Annotated in this window: 17 protein-coding genes and 1 pseudogene; 11 read left to right on the top strand and 7 right to left on the bottom strand. The window is 75.8% G+C overall.

Going from position 1 to position 16,215, the window contains the following annotated elements:
• The first annotated feature begins 26 nt into the window (after nt 1-26).
• Both ACFRAV_RS26165 and ACFRAV_RS26160 read left to right on the top strand, forming a co-directional pair.
• Nucleotides 27-1,169 carry an alpha/beta hydrolase gene (locus tag ACFRAV_RS26165; protein ID WP_382558700.1) on the top strand — a complete coding sequence of 381 codons (1,143 nt, stop codon included), beginning with the start codon at nt 27-29 and terminating at the stop codon, nt 1,167-1,169.
• A 149-nt stretch (nt 1,170-1,318) separates the two neighbouring features.
• Nucleotides 1,319-2,581, top strand: a complete 1,263-nt coding sequence (locus tag ACFRAV_RS26160) for an acyltransferase (RefSeq protein WP_382558698.1) — start codon at nt 1,319-1,321, stop codon at nt 2,579-2,581.
• 61 nt (nt 2,582-2,642) lie between these two features.
• Here the strand turns inward: ACFRAV_RS26160 and ACFRAV_RS26155 are convergent, their stop codons facing one another.
• The gene (locus tag ACFRAV_RS26155; RefSeq protein WP_382558696.1) at nt 2,643-4,094 is read right to left on the bottom strand and encodes an alpha/beta hydrolase domain-containing protein; all 1,452 of its coding nucleotides are present in this window, start codon (nt 4,092-4,094) and stop codon (nt 2,643-2,645) included.
• A gap of 228 nt (nt 4,095-4,322) precedes the next feature.
• On the opposite strand from ACFRAV_RS26155, the pseudogene ACFRAV_RS26150 reads away from it, so the two are divergent.
• From ACFRAV_RS26150 to ACFRAV_RS26140, 3 genes and pseudogenes are all read left to right on the top strand, one after another.
• Nucleotides 4,323-4,664: pseudogene (locus ACFRAV_RS26150) on the top strand (GNAT family N-acetyltransferase); the annotation flags it as partial.
• A gap of 60 nt (nt 4,665-4,724) precedes the next feature.
• Nucleotides 4,725-5,249, top strand: a complete 525-nt coding sequence (locus ACFRAV_RS26145) for a tetratricopeptide repeat protein (protein ID WP_382558733.1) — start codon at nt 4,725-4,727, stop codon at nt 5,247-5,249.
• Between the two features lie 36 nt (nt 5,250-5,285).
• Nucleotides 5,286-5,660 (top strand): VOC family protein, encoded by a 375-nt coding sequence (locus ACFRAV_RS26140; protein WP_382558694.1) that lies wholly within the window; start codon nt 5,286-5,288, stop codon nt 5,658-5,660.
• Between the two features lie 34 nt (nt 5,661-5,694).
• Here the strand turns inward: ACFRAV_RS26140 and ACFRAV_RS26135 are convergent, their stop codons facing one another.
• Nucleotides 5,695-5,916 carry a hypothetical protein gene (locus ACFRAV_RS26135; protein WP_382558692.1) on the bottom strand — a complete coding sequence of 74 codons (222 nt, stop codon included), beginning with the start codon at nt 5,914-5,916 and terminating at the stop codon, nt 5,695-5,697.
• A 269-nt stretch (nt 5,917-6,185) separates the two neighbouring features.
• On the opposite strand from ACFRAV_RS26135, the gene ACFRAV_RS26130 reads away from it, so the two are divergent.
• Complete coding sequence (locus ACFRAV_RS26130) at nt 6,186-6,809, top strand: TetR/AcrR family transcriptional regulator (protein WP_382558690.1); 624 nt, start codon at nt 6,186-6,188, stop codon at nt 6,807-6,809.
• Here the strand turns inward: ACFRAV_RS26130 and ACFRAV_RS26125 are convergent.
• From ACFRAV_RS26125 to ACFRAV_RS26115, 3 genes are read right to left on the bottom strand one after another with little or no spacing between them, the layout of a single operon-like run.
• Complete coding sequence (locus ACFRAV_RS26125; protein WP_382558688.1) at nt 6,795-7,169, bottom strand: VOC family protein; 375 nt, start codon at nt 7,167-7,169, stop codon at nt 6,795-6,797. The two genes, ACFRAV_RS26130 and ACFRAV_RS26125, sit on opposite strands and share 15 nt — an antisense overlap.
• Nucleotides 7,170-7,181: 12 nt before the next feature.
• Complete coding sequence (locus ACFRAV_RS26120) at nt 7,182-8,342, bottom strand: amidase (RefSeq protein WP_382558686.1); 1,161 nt, start codon at nt 8,340-8,342, stop codon at nt 7,182-7,184.
• Nucleotides 8,339-9,598: a M20 family metallopeptidase gene (locus ACFRAV_RS26115; protein ID WP_382558684.1), complete on the bottom strand. Its 1,260-nt coding sequence runs from the start codon at nt 9,596-9,598 to the stop codon at nt 8,339-8,341. Before ACFRAV_RS26115 ends, ACFRAV_RS26120 begins: the two co-directional genes overlap by 4 nt.
• Between ACFRAV_RS26115 and ACFRAV_RS26110 the strand changes: the two genes are divergently transcribed.
• Both ACFRAV_RS26110 and ACFRAV_RS26105 read left to right on the top strand, forming a co-directional pair.
• Complete coding sequence (locus ACFRAV_RS26110; protein ID WP_382558683.1) at nt 9,590-10,108, top strand: GNAT family N-acetyltransferase; 519 nt, start codon at nt 9,590-9,592, stop codon at nt 10,106-10,108. The two genes, ACFRAV_RS26115 and ACFRAV_RS26110, sit on opposite strands and share 9 nt — an antisense overlap.
• A 106-nt stretch (nt 10,109-10,214) precedes the next feature.
• Nucleotides 10,215-11,174, top strand: coding sequence for a TauD/TfdA dioxygenase family protein (locus ACFRAV_RS26105; protein ID WP_382558682.1), 960 nt, complete (start codon nt 10,215-10,217; stop codon nt 11,172-11,174).
• Nucleotides 11,175-11,275: 101 nt separating this feature from the next.
• On the opposite strand, the gene ACFRAV_RS26100 is transcribed toward ACFRAV_RS26105, so the two are convergent.
• On the bottom strand, nt 11,276-11,896 hold the full coding sequence (locus tag ACFRAV_RS26100) for an L-threonylcarbamoyladenylate synthase (protein ID WP_382558681.1): 621 nt from the start codon (nt 11,894-11,896) through the stop codon (nt 11,276-11,278).
• Between the two features lie 49 nt (nt 11,897-11,945).
• A complete protein-coding gene (locus ACFRAV_RS26095) occupies nt 11,946-13,337 on the bottom strand; it encodes a hypothetical protein (RefSeq protein WP_382558680.1) in 1,392 nt (463 codons plus the stop codon).
• A 399-nt stretch (nt 13,338-13,736) separates the two neighbouring features.
• Between ACFRAV_RS26095 and ACFRAV_RS26090 the strand changes: the two genes are divergently transcribed.
• From ACFRAV_RS26090 to ACFRAV_RS26080, 3 genes are all read left to right on the top strand, one after another.
• The gene (locus ACFRAV_RS26090; RefSeq protein WP_382558731.1) at nt 13,737-15,179 is read left to right on the top strand and encodes an MFS transporter; all 1,443 of its coding nucleotides are present in this window, start codon (nt 13,737-13,739) and stop codon (nt 15,177-15,179) included.
• 125 nt (nt 15,180-15,304) lie between these two features.
• Complete coding sequence (locus ACFRAV_RS26085; protein WP_382558679.1) at nt 15,305-15,619, top strand: ArsR/SmtB family transcription factor; 315 nt, start codon at nt 15,305-15,307, stop codon at nt 15,617-15,619.
• Complete coding sequence (locus ACFRAV_RS26080) at nt 15,616-16,020, top strand: SRPBCC domain-containing protein (RefSeq protein ID WP_382558678.1); 405 nt, start codon at nt 15,616-15,618, stop codon at nt 16,018-16,020. The genes ACFRAV_RS26085 and ACFRAV_RS26080 overlap by 4 nt, the downstream gene beginning before the upstream one ends.
• The last annotated feature ends 195 nt before the right edge of the window (nt 16,021-16,215 follow it).

Below are 16,215 nucleotides of genomic sequence, written 5' to 3'. Positions count from 1 at the left end.
AGACGGACACACAGGGGAGACGGACCATGCGGCTGCGGGCGGGGATCTGGAAGAGGCGTGGCAGGCGGACCGTGGTCGCCGTCGCGCTCACGGCGTGCGTGGTGGCCGGCACCACGGGCCTGGCGGCCGGCGGAGAGCAGCGGGCGGTCACCGGCCCCGTCCCCGGCACGAGCGCCTGGCGCGCCGACCGTGGTCTCGGGCCTCTGCCCGACCCCGCCACCGCCTCGCCCGGCCGGGTGGCGGCGTTCTTCGCCCGCCTCGGACCGCAGCAGCGGCGCGCGCTGGTCCACCGGCACCCTCTGGTGGTGGGCAACCTCGACGGCGTGCCCGTCCCTCTGCGGTACGAGGCGAACGCGCTGGCGCTCACGGAGGAACGCGACCGGCAGCGGGCGCGCGCCCAGGATCCGGCGCTCACCGAGCCGGAACGGGAGGCGGCGCGCGCCCGCGCCGACCGCTGTGCGGGGCTGCTCGGCGGCGGGACGGGCGGACGGCGGATCATCGCCTTCGATCCGCGCGGGCGCGGCCAGGTGGCCGAGGTTCACGGTGACCTGACCCGCGCGGATCACGTCGCGGTGGTGGTGCCCGGCTCCGACATCGACCTGGACACCTTCGACCGCGCCGGGGACCGGTACGGCACGCCCACCGGTATGGCCCGCTCCCTGTACGCCGCCACCGAGGGCCGCACGGCCGTCGTCGCCTGGGCCGGGTACACCACCCCGGTCGGACTCGGCCCGGACGCCGCCACCGGCCGACTCGCCGAGGCGGGTGCGCCGCGGCTGGCCCGCTTCGTGCGGGGTCTGGTGGCGGCGGGTGCGCCGAGGCCGGCGGTGTTCTGCCACAGCTACGGCTCGGTGGTGTGCGGACTGGCCGCGCAGGACATGCCCGCCGCCGACATCGTCGTCGCGGGGTCGCCCGGCATGCGCGCGGACGGCGTCGGGGACCTGCGGACGACGGCGCGGGTATGGGCCGCCAGGAGCGCGGACGACTGGATCGGCCGTGTCCCGCACGTGCGGGTGCTCGGCCTCGGGCACGGAGCCGACCCGGCCGCCCCTGCCTTCGGCGCACGGCTCGTGCCCGCCGAGCGGGCCGGCGGCCACAGCGGGTACTTCGCGCCCGGCACCGACTCGCTGCGCGTCTTCGCCCGGATCGCGCTGGGGGTGGCGGCATGACCACGCCCTCCACCGGCACGCCGGCCTCCTCGGCGTCGCCCACGGCATCCCCCGCACCGCTGCCGGGGCCCCCGTCACCGGCGCGCGCGTCCACGGCGCCCACTTCCACGGCGCTCGTGCCGGCACCGGGACCGGCACCCGCGGCTCCGGTGTCCTCCGGGCGGGCGGACCTGCAACGGAAATTCGCCCGGGCGGCCGCCGCCGTCGATGCCCTGACCCCCGCCGACCGTGACCGTGCCGTGGACGGTCTGCGCGCCCTCGCGTTGCTCGCCGTGCCGACCGGGCACTGGCTGCTCGGCGGCTTCACCCTGGACGCGGGCGGCGCGCTGCGCAACGCGAGCCCTCTCTCCTCGTTCGGCGCCTTCGCCCCGCTGAGCTGGGTGCTGCAGATGCTCGGCGTCTTCTTCCTGGTCGGCGGCTACGCCTCGGTCCTCTCGTACCGCAGGTCCCTGGGGCGCGGGAGGTCCGGGAGCGCCTGGCTGCGCGGCCGTGTCGCCCGGCTGGGACGGCCGGTGCTCGGCGTGACGGCCGTGTGGGGAGCGCTCGTTCCGGTCCTGTACGCGCTCGGCGTGCCGGCCACGACGCTGCGCACCGGGTCCACCCTGGTGATCCAGCCCCTGTGGTTCGTCGGCGTGTACACCGTGATCACGGCCCTCACCCCGTACTGCGTCCGTGCCTCCCGGCGTCTGGGCGCCTGGGCCGCGGCGCCGCTCCTGGTCTCCGTCGCCGTGGTGGATCTCCTGCGCTACGGCCCGTACGCGGAGGCCGTGCCGTCATGGCTGGGCGTGCTGAATCTCCTGCCGGGCTGGATGTTCGCCTACCAACTGGGCGTCAGCTGGGGGGACCGAAGGATCGGCAGGCGCGGCGCCCTCGTCCTGCTCGCTCTCGGCGCCGCCCTGTTCGCGCTGCTGCTGCTCGTCTTCGACTACCCGGCGTCCATGGTCGGCGTGCCCGGCGAGGACCGCACCAACTCGCACCCGCCGTCGCTGCTGGTGCTCGCGCTCGCGGCGGCGCAGAGCGGTGCGGCGATCCTGCTGCACGACCGCATCGGCCGCTGCCTGCGCAGACCGGCGCTGTGGGCGCCGGTCGTCGTGATCAACCTGTCGGCGATGACGATCCTCTGCTGGCACCAGACCGCGATGTTCTCGGCGGCTGCGCCGGCGTCGCTCGCGGCCCCTCTCCTGGGAACCGTCCCGGGCCTGACCTCGGCTCCCGACTCCCTGGCCTGGATCGCGGCACGGCTGCTGTGGCTTCCGGTCTTCGCGGTGCTCCTGGTGGTGCTGGCGCGCCGGACCCGGCGGTTCGAGGAGCCGTGGCGGCCGGGCGGCCGGGCCGGGTGGCCGCTGTGGGCGGCCGGGGTGCTCTCGGCGGGGTTCGCGGTGTTCGCGTTCGGCCTCGTCGGCACCGGGTGACCGGCGGGACCCCGTGGGCGGCGGCGAGCCTCGGGCCGCCGCCCACGGGGCGTTCGGGGTGTCAGCGGCCCACCTCGGAGGTGGCCGCCTCGCGGAGGTTGTCGCGGGCGTCACCGGGGAGGAGGTAGCCGGCGAGGACGTTGCGGGCGTCGGTGCGCGCCACCTGGGCGACGTAGCCGCCGTGGGTGGGGTGGAGATCGTCCAATGTCTCCCCGGTGAAGGGCTCGTGGCTGCCGAAGAGGAAGCAGAACGTCTCGCCCGCGTTGTCGCCGGTGTCCAGCGCGGTGGGCGCCTCGACCTGGGAGAGCCGGATGCCGCCGCGGGCCAGCCCCAGCTCGTCGCGGGCCTTGGTGCCGTCCGCCGCGAACTGAAGCGGCGGGGCGGACGGCGGGAGCACGCCGCGCTCGGCCCAGCGGGTCAGGTGCCCGTAGGCGGCGGCGATCACGTGGTGCAGCGGCACCCTGCTGAACGCGGGCCGCGCGCACCGGTACTCCGGGGCGGCGCCGAGGTCGCGGGTGAGCACGGGCCGCCGGTACTCCTGGCCGTTCCAGCCGGAGTGCGCGGTGCCCGCCACCTCCCAGCGGCGGAACCGGTCGTCGTCGGCCCGGCGCGCGGGGGTGCGCACGTCGGTTTCGGACAGGACCTGGAGGACCGGCTCGGCGCCCTTGCGGGCCGGGGCGTTGCCGACCACGAAGGCGTAGGCGTCGAAGACGGGCGCGGTGCGCGGCAGCACGTGGTCGTAGTAGACGGTCATCCGCATCGCGGACTGCGAGGCGCCGACGCCGAGCACGGTCCGGGCCCGCAGCTTCCCGAGCGGGGCGGCGCCGCCCTGACGACTCCTCAGCGCGCGGGCGGCCTGTGCGAACACGTCGTAGGACAGCTGGTCGGCGGCGAACCGCCCTCCGCCGGTGACGTCGAGGCTCCCGTAGCGGGCGGGGCTCCAGCCGCGCAGCTGGTCCACGCCGACCCGCTGGGCGGAGACCCCGACCCAGGCGTAGCCCTCGCGCAGGATCTGGTCAGGGCTCCACAGGGCGTCGAGGTCGTAGCCGGCGGTCACGTTCTGCCATTCGGTGAGGACCGTGCCGTTGAAGTCCCGCGGGTCGGCGGGGCGGCGGACGATCATCCGGGTGCGGTAGGGGACGTCCTCGGCGAGGAGTTCGCCGGTGGTGCCGTAGGCGTCGGCCTCCCCGGCGATCTCGAACTCCTCCTCGACGTACCCGGCGGACGCGAGATCGGTGACGGTCGACATCCACGGGTAGGTGTCCTCGACCGTCGGCGCCTGGGGGTCTCCGGGCACGGTGCCGGGGAGGGCCCGCACGGTCGGCACGTCGGCCCGCCCCGCCGCGGCGCCCGGCCCCCGCGCGGCCTCGGCCCCCGGGCCCCGCCCCACAGCCTCGCGCCCCTGCGCGTCGGAGGCTCCGGTTCCCTGCGCGGCCTGGGCGGGCACCCCGGCCAGCGTGGCGGCGGCCAGGGCGGCCAGCAGGACCCGCGACGTTCTGCGCCAAGCTCTCATCTGCGTCTGGCTCCTCTCCGGGGCGGGGCCGGACGCCCGCCCCGCAGACAATGGCCGCGCCGCCCGGGGACCACATCGGCCAAATCACCGGCGGCCCGCAATCCGGTGGGCCCGCCGGCGGATTCCGGCGAGAATCCGGGGGTGACGATCAGACCCGCCCGCCCCCAGGACCTCCCCGCGCTGCAGGACGTGGAGCGCGCCGCCGGACGCCTCTTCGCCGAGATCGGCATGACCTCCGTGGCGGACGACGAACCGCTCCCGCTCGACGTGCTCGACCGGTACCGGAAGGCCGGTCTCGCCTGGGTGGCCGTGGACGGGGCGGACGCGCCCGTCGCCTACCTGGTGGCCGAACCGGTCGACGGAGCCCTCCACGTCGAGCAGGTCACCGTCCACCCCGACCACGCCCGCCGGGGGCTCGGCCGCGCGCTCATCGAGCACCTGGAGCGGCACGCGGCGGCCACGGGCGTTCCCGCACTGACCCTGACCACCTACGCCGAGGTGCCGTGGAACGCCCCGTACTACGCCCGGCTCGGCTTCACGCCCTGCCCCGAGGAGGAGTGGGGGCAGGGGTTGCGCGCGATCCGGACCCAGGAGGCCACGCGGGGGCTCGATCTCCGGCCCCGGGTGGCGATGCGCAAGGCGGTGAGGACCCGGCCGTTGCCGGCCGACGCCGCCGCCCGCCTCGCGGAGGCAGTGCGCCTGCGGGAGGGTGGCGAACCGGAGACGGCCCGGTGGTCGCTGCTCGCCCTCGGCGCGGAGTTCCCCGACGACGCCTCCGTCGCCTACCAGACGGCCTGGGCCCACGACGTCCTGGGGCTGGAGGCGGAGGCCGTGCCCTTCTACGAGCGGGCCGTGACCCTCCCCGGTCTTCCCCGCGACGACCGGCGCGGCGCGCTCCTCGGGCTCGGCAGCACCTACCGGGTGCTGGGCCGCCACGCCGACGCCGTCCGGACCCTGCGGCAGGGAACCGACGAGTTCCCCGAGGACGGCGCGCTGCGCGCCTTCCTCGCGATGGCCCTGTACAACACCGGCGGTCACCACGAGGCCATGACGCTCCTGCTCCGGCTCCTCGCCTCCACCAGCGAGGACCCCGGCGTGCGCGCCTACCGGCGGGCGATCGAGTTCTACGCCGGGGATCTCGACGCCACGGTTTGAGCCTCGGCGCCTCTCCGGCCCTGCTTGGATGGGGCCATGACCGATCTCCCGGCCGCTCCCGCCCGTTTCAAGGACCTCTGTCTGGACGCCGTGGATCACCAGTCCCTCGCCGACTGGTGGTGCGCGGCGCTCGGCTACGTGCGGCGCGGGGCGCCGGACGGCACGGAGCCCCCGTCCGACTGGCCGGTGCCCGTCGTCGACCCGGACGGCGCCGGCCCGCTGATCTGGTTCAACCAGGTGTCCGAGCCGAAGACGACGAAGAACCGCATGCACCTCGACGTGACCGGCGACCCGGAGCGCCTGCTGGCCCTGGGCGCCACCCTGCTGCGCCGCCCGGACGAGGACGTCCACTGGCACGTCCTCGCCGACCCGGAGGGCAACGAGTTCTGCGTGTTCGCTCCCACCGGATGACCCCCTCCGGCGGGTGACCCCCCTCGGCGGGCGCTCACCCCCGGCGGCCGAGCGCCCGCGCCCGCCCGTGGGCCCAGCCGGCGAGGAGCGCCCCCACGAGGGTGACCGCCACGTACACGGTGACCGCGAGGGCGAACCCGCCGGGGAGCGGGCCCAGCAGGCCCAGGTCGTCGTGATCCACCAGCGCCCGCACCAGCCCCTGCCCGGCGACGACCAGAAGGATCATGCCCGCCACCTGCGTCACGTCGTACTTCACGGATCACTCCCTCACGTCGGCCCCTGCCTGCGTTACGGCCGTATCCACGGAACAGTGGGGAACAGCAGGAGGAAAGTCCTTTCCTCACACAATCGACCACCCCTGCGAGATGTCCCGTGCGTGACGAAAATCCACGCCCCTGCCGTATGTGCCGTGCCGCTGTGACACCGACGGGCCGTGGGCGGCCCCCGCTGTACTGCTCACGCAGCTGCCAGGCCAGGGCCTACCGGCGTCGCAGGGCGGACGCGGCCGCGCAGGCGGAGCCGCACGTGCCCGAGAGCGAGGCCCGGACCGCCCGGCGGCAGCGCGTCGCCGAGGCCGTGTGGCACATCGCGGCCGGACAGGGACTGGAGGCGGCGAGCATGCGCCGGATCGCCGACACGGCCCGGATGTCCCTTCGAGCCGTGCAGTACCAGTACGGCTCGAAGCACGACCTGCTGGTCGACGCCTTGCGCAGGCTGCACGCGGAGAACGAACGGCGGGCCCGGCGGCGCATCCCGTCCGGCGCGGACGACCCCCGGGCGCTGCTGACCTCCGTGCTGGGCGAGTTCCTTCCGGTGGACGCCCAACGCGCCCTGTCGCTCCGGGTGTTCAACGCCTATTACGCGCGCGCTCTCACCGACCCCGCGCTCGCGGCGGTCTTCCTGCCGGACGAGCACCCGCTGGAGGACCTGGTGGCCGCCCTGCTCGGGGCGGCGCACACCGCGGGCGCGGCGGCACCCGGCCTGGACCCTGCCCGCGAAGCGGATCTGCTGGTGGCCGGAGCGACAGGTCTCGGCATGGACGTGCTGCACGGCCGGCGCGCCCTGGAGGACGCGCGGGCCGTGCTGGAGTACCACCTGGACCGGATCCTGGGACCCCGTCGGGAGGCGGGCGGGTCAGGACTCCGGTGAGGTGTCGATGACGCAGAAACGGTTGCCGTCGGGGTCCTCCAGCACCACGAAGTCCGCATCCTGCGGATAGAGGTCCCAGTCGGTGCTCCGTGCGCCGAGGGCGACCAGCCGTTCCACCTCGGCGGCCTGGTCCCGGGCGTCGCCGGCGTAGAGGTCGAGGTGGACCCGGGGGTGGGGCTGGACGGGGACGTCGCTGCGCATCAGCGCCAGCTGGGTGCCGGCCGCGCCGTCGGCGGGCACCAGGACCGCCCAGGTCTTCTCCGGTTCCTCGCGCGGCACGTAGTTCAGCGCCTGTGTCCAGAAGGCGACGGCCCGCTCCACGTCCTCGACGCCCAGCACCAGTGATCCGATTCTCAGCATGCCCCGCATTATTCACACCGAGGGGTCCGCGGTCCCCTCCATCGCCACCCCGGCTGCCAGCAGGTCCGCCTCCCGGCCCCGGCGGGCCACCAGTTGCAGTCCCACGGGCTCGCCGGCCCCCGTCAGTCCCGCCGGGATGCTGACGGCGGGGTGACCGGTGATGTTGAACGCCCAGGTCAGGGCGACGCTCAGGACGTCGCCCGGGCCTTGGTGGCCGTGCGGCGGGTTCGGGGTGGTGGGGGTCGCCAGCAGGTCGTGGTGGGTGAGGAGGGCGTCCACGGCGCGGGTCAGCGCACGGCGGAGCGGCTCGGCCTCTCCCGTGTCGCCGCCGCGCAGCGCGGTCCAGCACGGGGCGGGGTCGGGGAGGCGGACCTCGGCCTCGCGCACCCGGACCGCTCCGGTCGCCGCGAGCCGGGCGAGCGCCGCCCGGGCCGTTCGGGCCACCTCCGGGTCGGTGTCGGCGAGGCCCAGGCCGGGTGACCACAGGGCCGCCAACGGCCGCCGGGGTACGCGCGGTTCGCCGTAGGCCGCCGTGCCCGTCAGGACGTCCAGCACGGCGGCGGCGTCCGCCACGCGACGGGTGAGGGGGCCGGGGGTGTTGAGGCCCGCCCGGTCCCGGGCGGGCAGCAGGCCGTTGGTGGGCTTGAGCCCGACGACGGAGCACCAGGCGGCGGGGATGCGGACGGATCCGGCGCCGTCGCTGCCGGTGGCCAGCGGCACCATGCCCCGGGCGACGGCCGCCGCGGACCCGGCGGAGGAGCCGCCGGTGCTGAGGCGCGGGTCGTGCGGGTTCAGGGTGGGCCCGTGGGGCGTGGCTCCCCAGGTCTGCCAGGCGGTGCCGGGGCCCGGGGTGGAGGTGGCCCCGACCGGTACGCAGCCGGCGGCGAGCAGCCGGGCGGTCTGGAAGGCGGTGGGCCCCTCGGTGGCCTTCACCCCGATCGGCACGCCGGCCAGGGGCAGCGTCTCCCCCGCGCGCAGCCGCCGTTCGACCTCGGCGGCGGCCTCGGCGGCGCGGCGGGGCCAGAGCTCCCTGAAGGCCCGGGTCCGCGGTTCCTCCTCCTCGATCCGGGCGAACGCGGCCTCCAGGACCTCGGCCGGGCGCAGTAGCCCGCCGCGCACCAGGGCGGCGACGCGCAGTGCCGGCCAGTGCGGATACTCCTCGGCGGTTATCACGTCGCGCCCAGCAGTCGCAGGACCGCCTGCCGGTACACGCGGTACACGCGCGGCAGTTCGGCGAGGTCGACGCATTCGTCGGCGCCGTGCAGCCCGCGGTACGGGAGTCCGAACCCGGCGGTGGCGGGGATGCCCTCCCCCGCCAGCAGGTTGCCGATGTTGGAGGGGCCGGCCACCTTCGCCCGTGCCGCGAGCCCTTCTCCGGCGGCGGCGTCGAGCAGGGCGGCGGCGGGCTGCCGGTCGCGTTCCAGCCGGTAGGCCGGCCAGGCGGCGACCGCGTCCACGGCGGTGCGCGTCGGCCCGGGGACGGCGGCGTCGAAGGCGGTGACGACGTCGCGGACCAGACGTTCGGCCTCGGCGGGGCCGAAGCCTGGTGTGGTGCGTACGTCGACGCTGATCGCGCAGCTGTCCGGGACCACCGAGAAGCCCTCCCCGCCGCGGATCGCGGTCACCGTCAGTCGGGGCGGCAACGGCCAGTCGTCGCGCGGCAGTTCGGCCTCGTCGAGCATGGCCACCAGACGGGCCGCCCGCGACACCGCGCCCACGGTCTCCCGCCGGGCCCCCGAGTGGCCGGCCGACGCGTGCACGGTGAGCACGCACCGCCACAGCCCTCGCCCGCCGACGACCACCTCGTCGAGCCCCGGGTAGCCGATCAACACGCCCGCCGGACGGACGGCGTCGGGGTCGGCGAGGTACGCGCGGGCGCCGCCGAAGCGGCCGGTGTGCTCGTCCACGTCGAGCAGCACGGCCAGGCCGCCGTGCGTCTCCCGCGCCCGCGGGGCGATCTCGGCGGCCAGGTGGCAGAACAGCGCCGCCGCCGTCTTGGAGTCCGCCGCTCCGCGTCCCCGCAGCATGCCGTCCACCACGTCGCCGGCGGCCGGCGGGAACGACCAGGCGCTCTCGTCGCCGAAGGGCGCGGTGTCCACGCAGGCGTCCAGCGTCCACCACTCGCCCGGCCGGCCGCCGGCGATCTCGACCAGAAGGCCCGCCGCGTTCCCGTCCGGGCCCCGCAGCCGGCGGTGGGGCAGCCCGCGGTGGGCCAGCCATCGCTCCAGCACGGACAGCACCGGCCCGTAGTCGTCGATCCCGCCCCTGCTCGGCGTGCGGACCAACTCCCCCGCCAGGGCCACCACGGAACCGTGGACGTCCTCCACGCCCTTCCCCTTCCCCTCACCCTTCGCCGGACAGCCGCACAGCACCGTACGCTGCCGGTCGACACCGGACAGCACGACGGAAGGCCGGACCACATGACTCATCCCTGGCGGGTACGCCCGGAGGCGGAGACGGGAGCGGACGCCGCGGCGGTCCGCGCCGTCGACCTGGCGGCGTTCCCCACCGCCGAGGAGGCCGACCTGGTGGAGGCGCTGCGTGCCGACGCCGAGGCGTGGTTCGGCGATCTGGCCCTGGTGGCCGAGGACGAGCGGGGCACGGTCGTCGGCCACACGGTGCTGACCCGCTGTCACGTCGGCACGGCCCCGGCGCTGGCACTGGCGCCGGTCGCGGTGCTGCCCGACCACCAGGGGCAGGGGGTGGGCGCGGTCCTGGTCCGGGCGGCGCTGGAGGCGGCCCGGAAGCGCGGCGAGCACCATGTGGTCGTGCTGGGGCACCCCTCGTACTACCCGCGCTTCGGTTTCTCCCGGGCCTCCGTCCACGGCATCCGGGTGAGCTTCGACGTCCCCGACGAGGCGCTGATGGCCCTCACCCTGGACCGGTCGGTGCCGCTGCCGGCCGGGACGGTCCGCTACGCCGCGCCGTTCGGCGTCTGATCCGTTCGGCGTCTGATCCGTTCGGCGTCCGATCCGTTCGGCGTCCGATCCGGCGCGCCGGGAGGCACTCTTGCGTCGGCTTTCCCGCAGCGCCGAGGCTGAGGGCATGGTGACGACACGTACGGCCACGGACCGACCGGTGCATATCGCCCCTGTCGCCGGTCACATCGGCGCGGAGGTCCACGGAGTCGATCTGGCGGAGGATCTGCCCGGATCCACGGTCGCGGCGCTCCGCGCGGCGTTGCTGCGGCGCAAGGTGCTGTTCTTCCGCGGGCAGCGCCTGGACCACACGGCCCATGTGGCGCTGGCGCGGCGCTTCGGCGAGCCGGTGGTGCTGCCCCGCCGCGGGAGCGCCTCGCCGTCGGGTTTCCCCGAGGTGGAGACCACCGCGGACCGGCTGGAGCTGGGCGGCCGGTTCGGCATGGAGCACGAGGAGTGGCTGGACCGCCGCCGTCACAGCCTGCTGCGGGGCTGGCACTGCGACCACGGGGCCCGGGTCGACCCGCCGGCGGCGACGATCCTGCGCGCCGAGGAGGTGCCTCCCTACGGCGGCGACACCACCTGGTCGAACCTGGCCGCCGCCTACGCCGGTCTGTCCGCGCCGGTGCGGGCGTTCGTCGACGGGCTGCGCGCCGAGCACCGGCTGGGCGTGGGCTATCAGCCGCGTCCCGGCGAGGACGCGTACGTCCGGCATCTGCTCGACCGCCAGGTGGCCTCCGTGCACCCGCTGGTCCGGGTGCACCCGGAGTCCGGGGAGCGGTCGCTGTTCGTCAACGGCTACTACCTGGAACGGGTCCAGGAGTTGTCGCGTGCGGAGAGCGCCCGGGTCCTGGAGATGCTGCTGGAGCAGGCGGTGCGCCCCGAGTACACGGTGCGGTTCCGCTGGGAGCCGGGAAGCGTGGCGTTCTGGGACAACCGCTCGACGATCCATCTGGCGCCGAGCGACCACACCGTGGCGGGCGCCCCGCGGATCATGCACCGGGTGATGGTGGCCGGGGACGTCCCGGTGGGCGTCGACGGCCGCGCCTCCGAGGCCCTGACGGGCAGCGAACCCGGGGTGTGGTGAGCCGGAGCGCGCCTGGAGCGGGGTGAGCGGGGGCGAGCCGCCGAGGACGTGGTGAGCGGGGACGGGCCGCCGGGACGGGGGCGCGGCGGCCCGCCCGGCGGTCACTCGAACGGGGTGGGGTCGCCCGCGCCGCGCCGCACGATCTCGGGGACGCCCTCGGAGAAGTCGACGACCGTGGTCGGCGTCGTGCCGCACTCGCCGGAGTCGAGGACCACGTCGACCTGGTGGTCGAGTCGTTCCTTGATCTCCCAGCCCATGGTCATCGGCTCCTCGTCGCCGGGCAGCAGCAGGGTGCTGGAGAGCAGCGGCTCTTCCAGCTCCTCCAGCAGCGCCCGGACCACCGGGTGCTCGGGGATGCGCACGCCGACGGTGCGCTTCTTGGGGTGGGCAAGCTTCCGGGGCACCTCGCGGGTGGCCGGCAGGATGAAGGTGTACTGCCCCGGCGTCGCGGCCTTCACGGACCGGAACACGTCGTTGTCGATCTGCGCGTACTGACCGAGCTGGGCGAAGTCGCGGCAGACGAGGGTGAAGTGGTGCCGGTCGTCGAGCTGCCGGATCTCGCGGATGCGGTCGACGCCGTCCTTGCTGCCCGTCCGGCATCCCAGCGCGAAGCAGGAGTCGGTGGGGTAGACGATCAGCGCGTCGTCCCGGAGGGCCTGCGCCACCTGGGCGATGGTGCGCGGCTGGGGGTTGTCGGGGTGAACGTCGAAGTACTTGGCCATTCGACGAGCTTAGGGCCGGTCCCCCCGGGAGGGGGACCGGTTCTCCCCACTACGGGCGGTCGCGGCGTCCCTTCCCCGCGTCCTTCATCCTTTCCAGCGACCGGGTGAACGGGCGCAGCGAGAAGCCGGAGCCCTGCGGGGGCGTCCCGGCGTCGGGCTGCGCCGGCGTGTCCGCGCGGGGCGCGGGCAGCGCCGCGGGGCCGGCCGAGGCCCGGAGGGCGGCCAGGGCCTCGTGCGCCTGCTCGGCGGCCTGCCGGTAGAGGTCCCGGGAGCGGGTCATCGCGTCGAGGGCCTCCCGGTACATGACCACCAGCTGCTCGGCGTGCGCCAGCCGCTCCTGAAGGGTGACCAGGTGCCACTGCTCGCGCATCACCCGCACCCCCTCGGCGGCGCCCTCGGGGAGCGGCGCGGGCAGGGCCACGAAGTGGTGCAGCGCGTCGATCAGCGCGGTGGGCTCGGAGCCGTCCAGGAAGACCGTGCGCACGGTGAAGGCGTCGCGGTCGTACCCCGGACGGGCCGGTTCGCCGGGCAGGACGACCGCGCCGCCGCGCGGGACCTCGACGCCGTGGTCCTTGAGCGCCCAGTTGACGGCCCGGTACTGGTCCGGCGCCGCCCGGTGCTCGATCACCCGGTGCCGCAGTCCGGCCGGGAGCCTGCGCACCAGCGGGCGCAGACCGCGCTCGTCCGGGGTCATCGCCTCGTGCACGACCACGTGGACGTTCCAGCCGTCCCGGGCGCAGTCCTTCAGGAGCTTGCGGAGTTCCTTGTCGTCGTCGGGCAGCCGGTTGATCTCCAGGGTGCTCAGGTCGGCGCCGCGCAGGCCGCCCACGTGGACCCGGTCCCAGGCGTCCGCCTCCTCGCGCGGCCAGAACATGTCCGCCGGGGAGGGCCAGCGCGGGTCCCAGACGCTCTCCGCCTCGGCGACCAGCAGCCACTCGCGGCCCTCGGGGGCGCGCCCGAGGGCGTGCGCGAGACCCGCGGGGGCGAGCGTGAGGCCGGGGGCCGCGCCGGGCAGGAAGCCGCCCTCGGGACCGACGGTCAGCCGGGCCCGGACGGTCACCCCGCCGGGCGCCCGCCACCGGGCCTCGAAGGACCGCACACCGTGGTCGGCCACCGGCGCCGCGCCGTCGGCGTCCGCGGCGGGGTGGGAGGCGTGCGCCGCGGGGACACCGCCCTGGGCGCCCGCGGAGACGGAGGAGGTGGAGGGGGCGGCGGCCGGGGGCGCGGAGGACGCCGCCGACGGGTGGGTCAGGTGGGGGATCTCCGCGGGGTCCAGCTCCAGGTGGGCGTCGACGACGCCGGCGTCCTGCATCCGGCGCAGATACAGGCGCACGGCTTCGTCGGCGAACGGCCGGGTGCAGCGGCCGCGGGCGTACCAGACGGCCGCGGGGGCGGGGCCGCCGCTCGAGGGTGCGGGGTGGGAGGTGGAGGAGTCGCTCATGGGATGGGTGCGCGCAGACCTTCCGTGCTGTGCTGCGGTGCGGGGGTGCCTCAGTATCGTCCCCCGCCTGGTCCGGGACCCCTCATCCGGGTCCCGGACCACCCTTGTGAGAAACGCCACCCGGCTGCGGATTCGCCTGCGCGGCAGTGGAGTTGACCCGAACGAGGGATGGATGGACAGGTGTACGGAAAGCACTGCGGGGTTCCGCGGGCCATCATGGCCGTCGCCGCTCCGTCAGGACGGTCTCCCCTCCTCCCCCGTCCCGTCGGCAAGGCGTACTTCCCCGTGTTCCTCTCCTCCTCCGCCGGCCGGTCCCTGACCGCCCGGCTCCACACCGCGCGCGCCGCCCGCCGTTCCGGTGGCGGCCGCGGCCCGTGGCGCTCGCTGCGGCACCGGTCCATGCGCTGGTGGTCGCTGGCCAACCTGGTCTCCAACGTCGGCACCTGGATGCAGCTGACCGCGCAGAACCTGCTGGTCCTGGAGCTCACCGGCTCGGCGGCGCTCACCGGCCTGTCGGTGTCCCTGCAGGCCGCCCCCGGGCTGCTGCTCGGCCTGGCCGGCGGCGCGGCGGTCGACGCCTGGCCCCGCAAGCTCACCGCCGCGGTCAGCCAGGCGCTGCTGGGCGCGGTCGCGGTCGTCACCGCCGTGCTCATCGCCTTCGACCAGCTGAACGTCGGCGTGCTGATGGTCCTGGCCGTGGTCACCGGCCTGATCGCCACGGTGGACGCGCCCGCCTGCGCGCTGCTGGGCAACGACCTGGTGCCGCCGCGGGACGTCCCCTCGGCGATCGCCGTCGGCTCGCTGGTCCACGGCGTGGGGCGGCTCGGCGGTGCGGCGGCCGCGGGTGTGCTGGTCAGCTGGTGGGGCCCCGGCGCGGCGTACGCGGTGAACGGCCTGTCCTTCCTGTTCGTCGCCGCGGTGATCCCCTTCCTGCGTCCCGCGCCGGGGGCGGTGCCGGTGGAGCCGGTCGCCCCGCGGGCCGCGCCCGGGAAGACCCCGGCCGCGGCGCCGGCCACGGAGCGGCGTCGGGGGACGGGGGCCCGCGACGGGCTGGTGTTCTTCTTCCGGCGGCCCCGGCTGGTGGCACTGGCCGCGATCACCGCGATGAGCAGCGTCTTCGGCCGCAACTACACGCTGACCCTGGCCGTCCTGGTGACCGGGCCGCTGGCCGGCGGGGCCGCCGAGTTCGGCGCGGTCTCCACGGTGCTGGCGGTGGGCGGCGTCGTGGGCGCGGTGCTCGCGGGGCGGCTCACGAACCCGACGGTGCGGCTGGTCGGCACGATGGCGGCGGTCGGTGGGCTGCTGCAGGTCGCGGCGGGCCTCGCCCCCGACCTGGCGGTCCTGATGGCGCTGATCGTGCCGATGGCCGTCGTGGAGTCGGTCTCCGACACGGCCGGCACGACCGTCCTTCAGACGGATCCCCCGCCGCGGATGCGCGGACGGGTCCTCGGCGTGTGGCGCAGCGTGAGCACCGGGTGGGGGCTGGTGGGACCGCCGCTGCTCGGCCTGCTGATGGAGTGGGCCGGCGCGCGGGGTGCGCTGGTGATCGGCGGCGTCCTCATCGCCGCCACCGTCACCGCCGGCGCGGCCCTCCGTCGCCGCCGCCCTGCCGGTGCCGTGGCCCCTGGGGCCACCGCGCGCCCGGCGTCCGCCGCTCCGGCCGCCGCAGTCTCCCCCGCGGCCCTCACGGCCCCGGCATCGGCCCTCGCGCTCACGCACACCGCGTTCCCCCTGATGCCGTCACCTCGCGACGGCGCCCACGAGGCGCGGCCCGTACCCACCCGACCGGTGGAAGCCGCCTCCGGACCGGCGCGACGGCCCGAGCACCACGCGTCCCGCTGACGTCCGCACCAGGCGCCGCGCGGGTGGTCGCACACCGGAGGCGCGCCTGCCTCACCCGTCCAGCGCCCACCGGAACGCGTCGGAAATTGTTGACGCGTCGGAAATCTCCGACGTAACGTCGGGTCATGCCCACGGATGTGTTCGGCGTGCTGGCCAGTCCGGTCCGGCGCAAACTGCTCGAGACCCTGCGGGACGGCCCCCGCTCGACGGGGGAACTGGCAGGGTTGTTCGACCTCGGCCGGCCCGCCGTCTCCGAGCACCTCGCGGTGCTCCGTGCCGCGGGGCTCGTGCGTGAGGAGCCCCGCGGCCGGCACCGCTACCACCACCTCGAACCCGCCCGCCTGGCCGAGGTGGGCGAGTGGCTGCACCCCTTCGCGCGCTACTGGGAACAGCGCCTGGACGCGCTGTCCGATCTTCTGGACGAGGAAGCCGAGACATGACCGAAGCGATCACCTGCGAGCGGTTCCTGCCCCACCCCCCGGCGGCGGTCTGGCGTGCCCTGACCGACCCCGCGCTGCATGCCCGCTGGTGGGCCGCCGGAGACGTCAGGCCCGTCGTCGGGCACCGCTTCACGCTGGACATGGGCGCCTTCGGCAGCCAGTCGTGCGAGGTGACCGCCGTGGAGGACGAGCGGCTGCTGTCCTACCGATTCGCCGAGGGCACGCTGGACACCGTGATCACCTGGACCCTGCGCCCCGAGGACGGCGGCACCCGTCTGATCCTCACCCACGCGGGCTTCGACCTCGACTCCCCCATGGGCCGCCAGGCCCACGACGGGATGGGCAAGGGCTGGCCCGGGGTCCTGGGACGCCTCGCCGGTCTGCTGGACGACACGGCCTGACACGGGAGCTCCCCCCTCCCTGGGGGTCCTCCGACCGGACCCCGCGGAAACGCGGCTTGCCGCTGCCGCAGCGTCAGCGCCTAGCGTCGTGGGCGGGGGCCCGGCACCCCGGCGCGGGCGGGGCGGCCCCCCCCACGGGGGGGGCGCGGGGGCTGGGCGGGGGGTGGGGGAAAACCCCCCGGCGGGGGGCGCCCG

This window comes from Streptomyces sp. NPDC056600, from assembly GCF_042792855.1.
Taxonomy (GTDB): Bacteria; Actinomycetota; Actinomycetes; order Streptomycetales; family Streptomycetaceae; genus Streptomyces.
Note: the sequence above shows the minus strand (reverse complement) of the source record. Positions and strands in the feature narration are given on the sequence as shown.

Excerpts from the sequence above, each read along its gene's own strand:
- ACFRAV_RS26090 (WP_382558731.1), top strand. The coding sequence starts at position 13,737 with ATGCGCTGGTGGTCGCTGGCCAACCTGGTCTCCAACGTCGGCACCTGG.
- ACFRAV_RS26085 (WP_382558679.1), top strand. The coding sequence starts at position 15,305 with ATGCCCACGGATGTGTTCGGCGTGCTGGCCAGTCCGGTCCGGCGCAAA.
- ACFRAV_RS26105 (WP_382558682.1), top strand. The coding sequence starts at position 10,215 with ATGGTGACGACACGTACGGCCACGGACCGACCGGTGCATATCGCCCCT.
- ACFRAV_RS26095 (WP_382558680.1), bottom strand. The coding sequence starts at position 13,337 with ATGAGCGACTCCTCCACCTCCCACCCCGCACCCTCGAGCGGCGGCCCC.
- ACFRAV_RS26115 (WP_382558684.1), bottom strand. The coding sequence starts at position 9,598 with ATGAGTCATGTGGTCCGGCCTTCCGTCGTGCTGTCCGGTGTCGACCGG.
- ACFRAV_RS26165 (WP_382558700.1), top strand. The coding sequence starts at position 27 with ATGCGGCTGCGGGCGGGGATCTGGAAGAGGCGTGGCAGGCGGACCGTG.
- ACFRAV_RS26125 (WP_382558688.1), bottom strand. The coding sequence starts at position 7,169 with ATGCTGAGAATCGGATCACTGGTGCTGGGCGTCGAGGACGTGGAGCGG.
- ACFRAV_RS26145 (WP_382558733.1), top strand. The coding sequence starts at position 4,725 with ATGCGCAAGGCGGTGAGGACCCGGCCGTTGCCGGCCGACGCCGCCGCC.
- ACFRAV_RS26155 (WP_382558696.1), bottom strand. The coding sequence starts at position 4,094 with ATGAGAGCTTGGCGCAGAACGTCGCGGGTCCTGCTGGCCGCCCTGGCC.
- ACFRAV_RS26100 (WP_382558681.1), bottom strand. The coding sequence starts at position 11,896 with ATGGCCAAGTACTTCGACGTTCACCCCGACAACCCCCAGCCGCGCACC.
- ACFRAV_RS26140 (WP_382558694.1), top strand. The coding sequence starts at position 5,286 with ATGACCGATCTCCCGGCCGCTCCCGCCCGTTTCAAGGACCTCTGTCTG.
- ACFRAV_RS26110 (WP_382558683.1), top strand. The coding sequence starts at position 9,590 with ATGACTCATCCCTGGCGGGTACGCCCGGAGGCGGAGACGGGAGCGGAC.
- ACFRAV_RS26080 (WP_382558678.1), top strand. The coding sequence starts at position 15,616 with ATGACCGAAGCGATCACCTGCGAGCGGTTCCTGCCCCACCCCCCGGCG.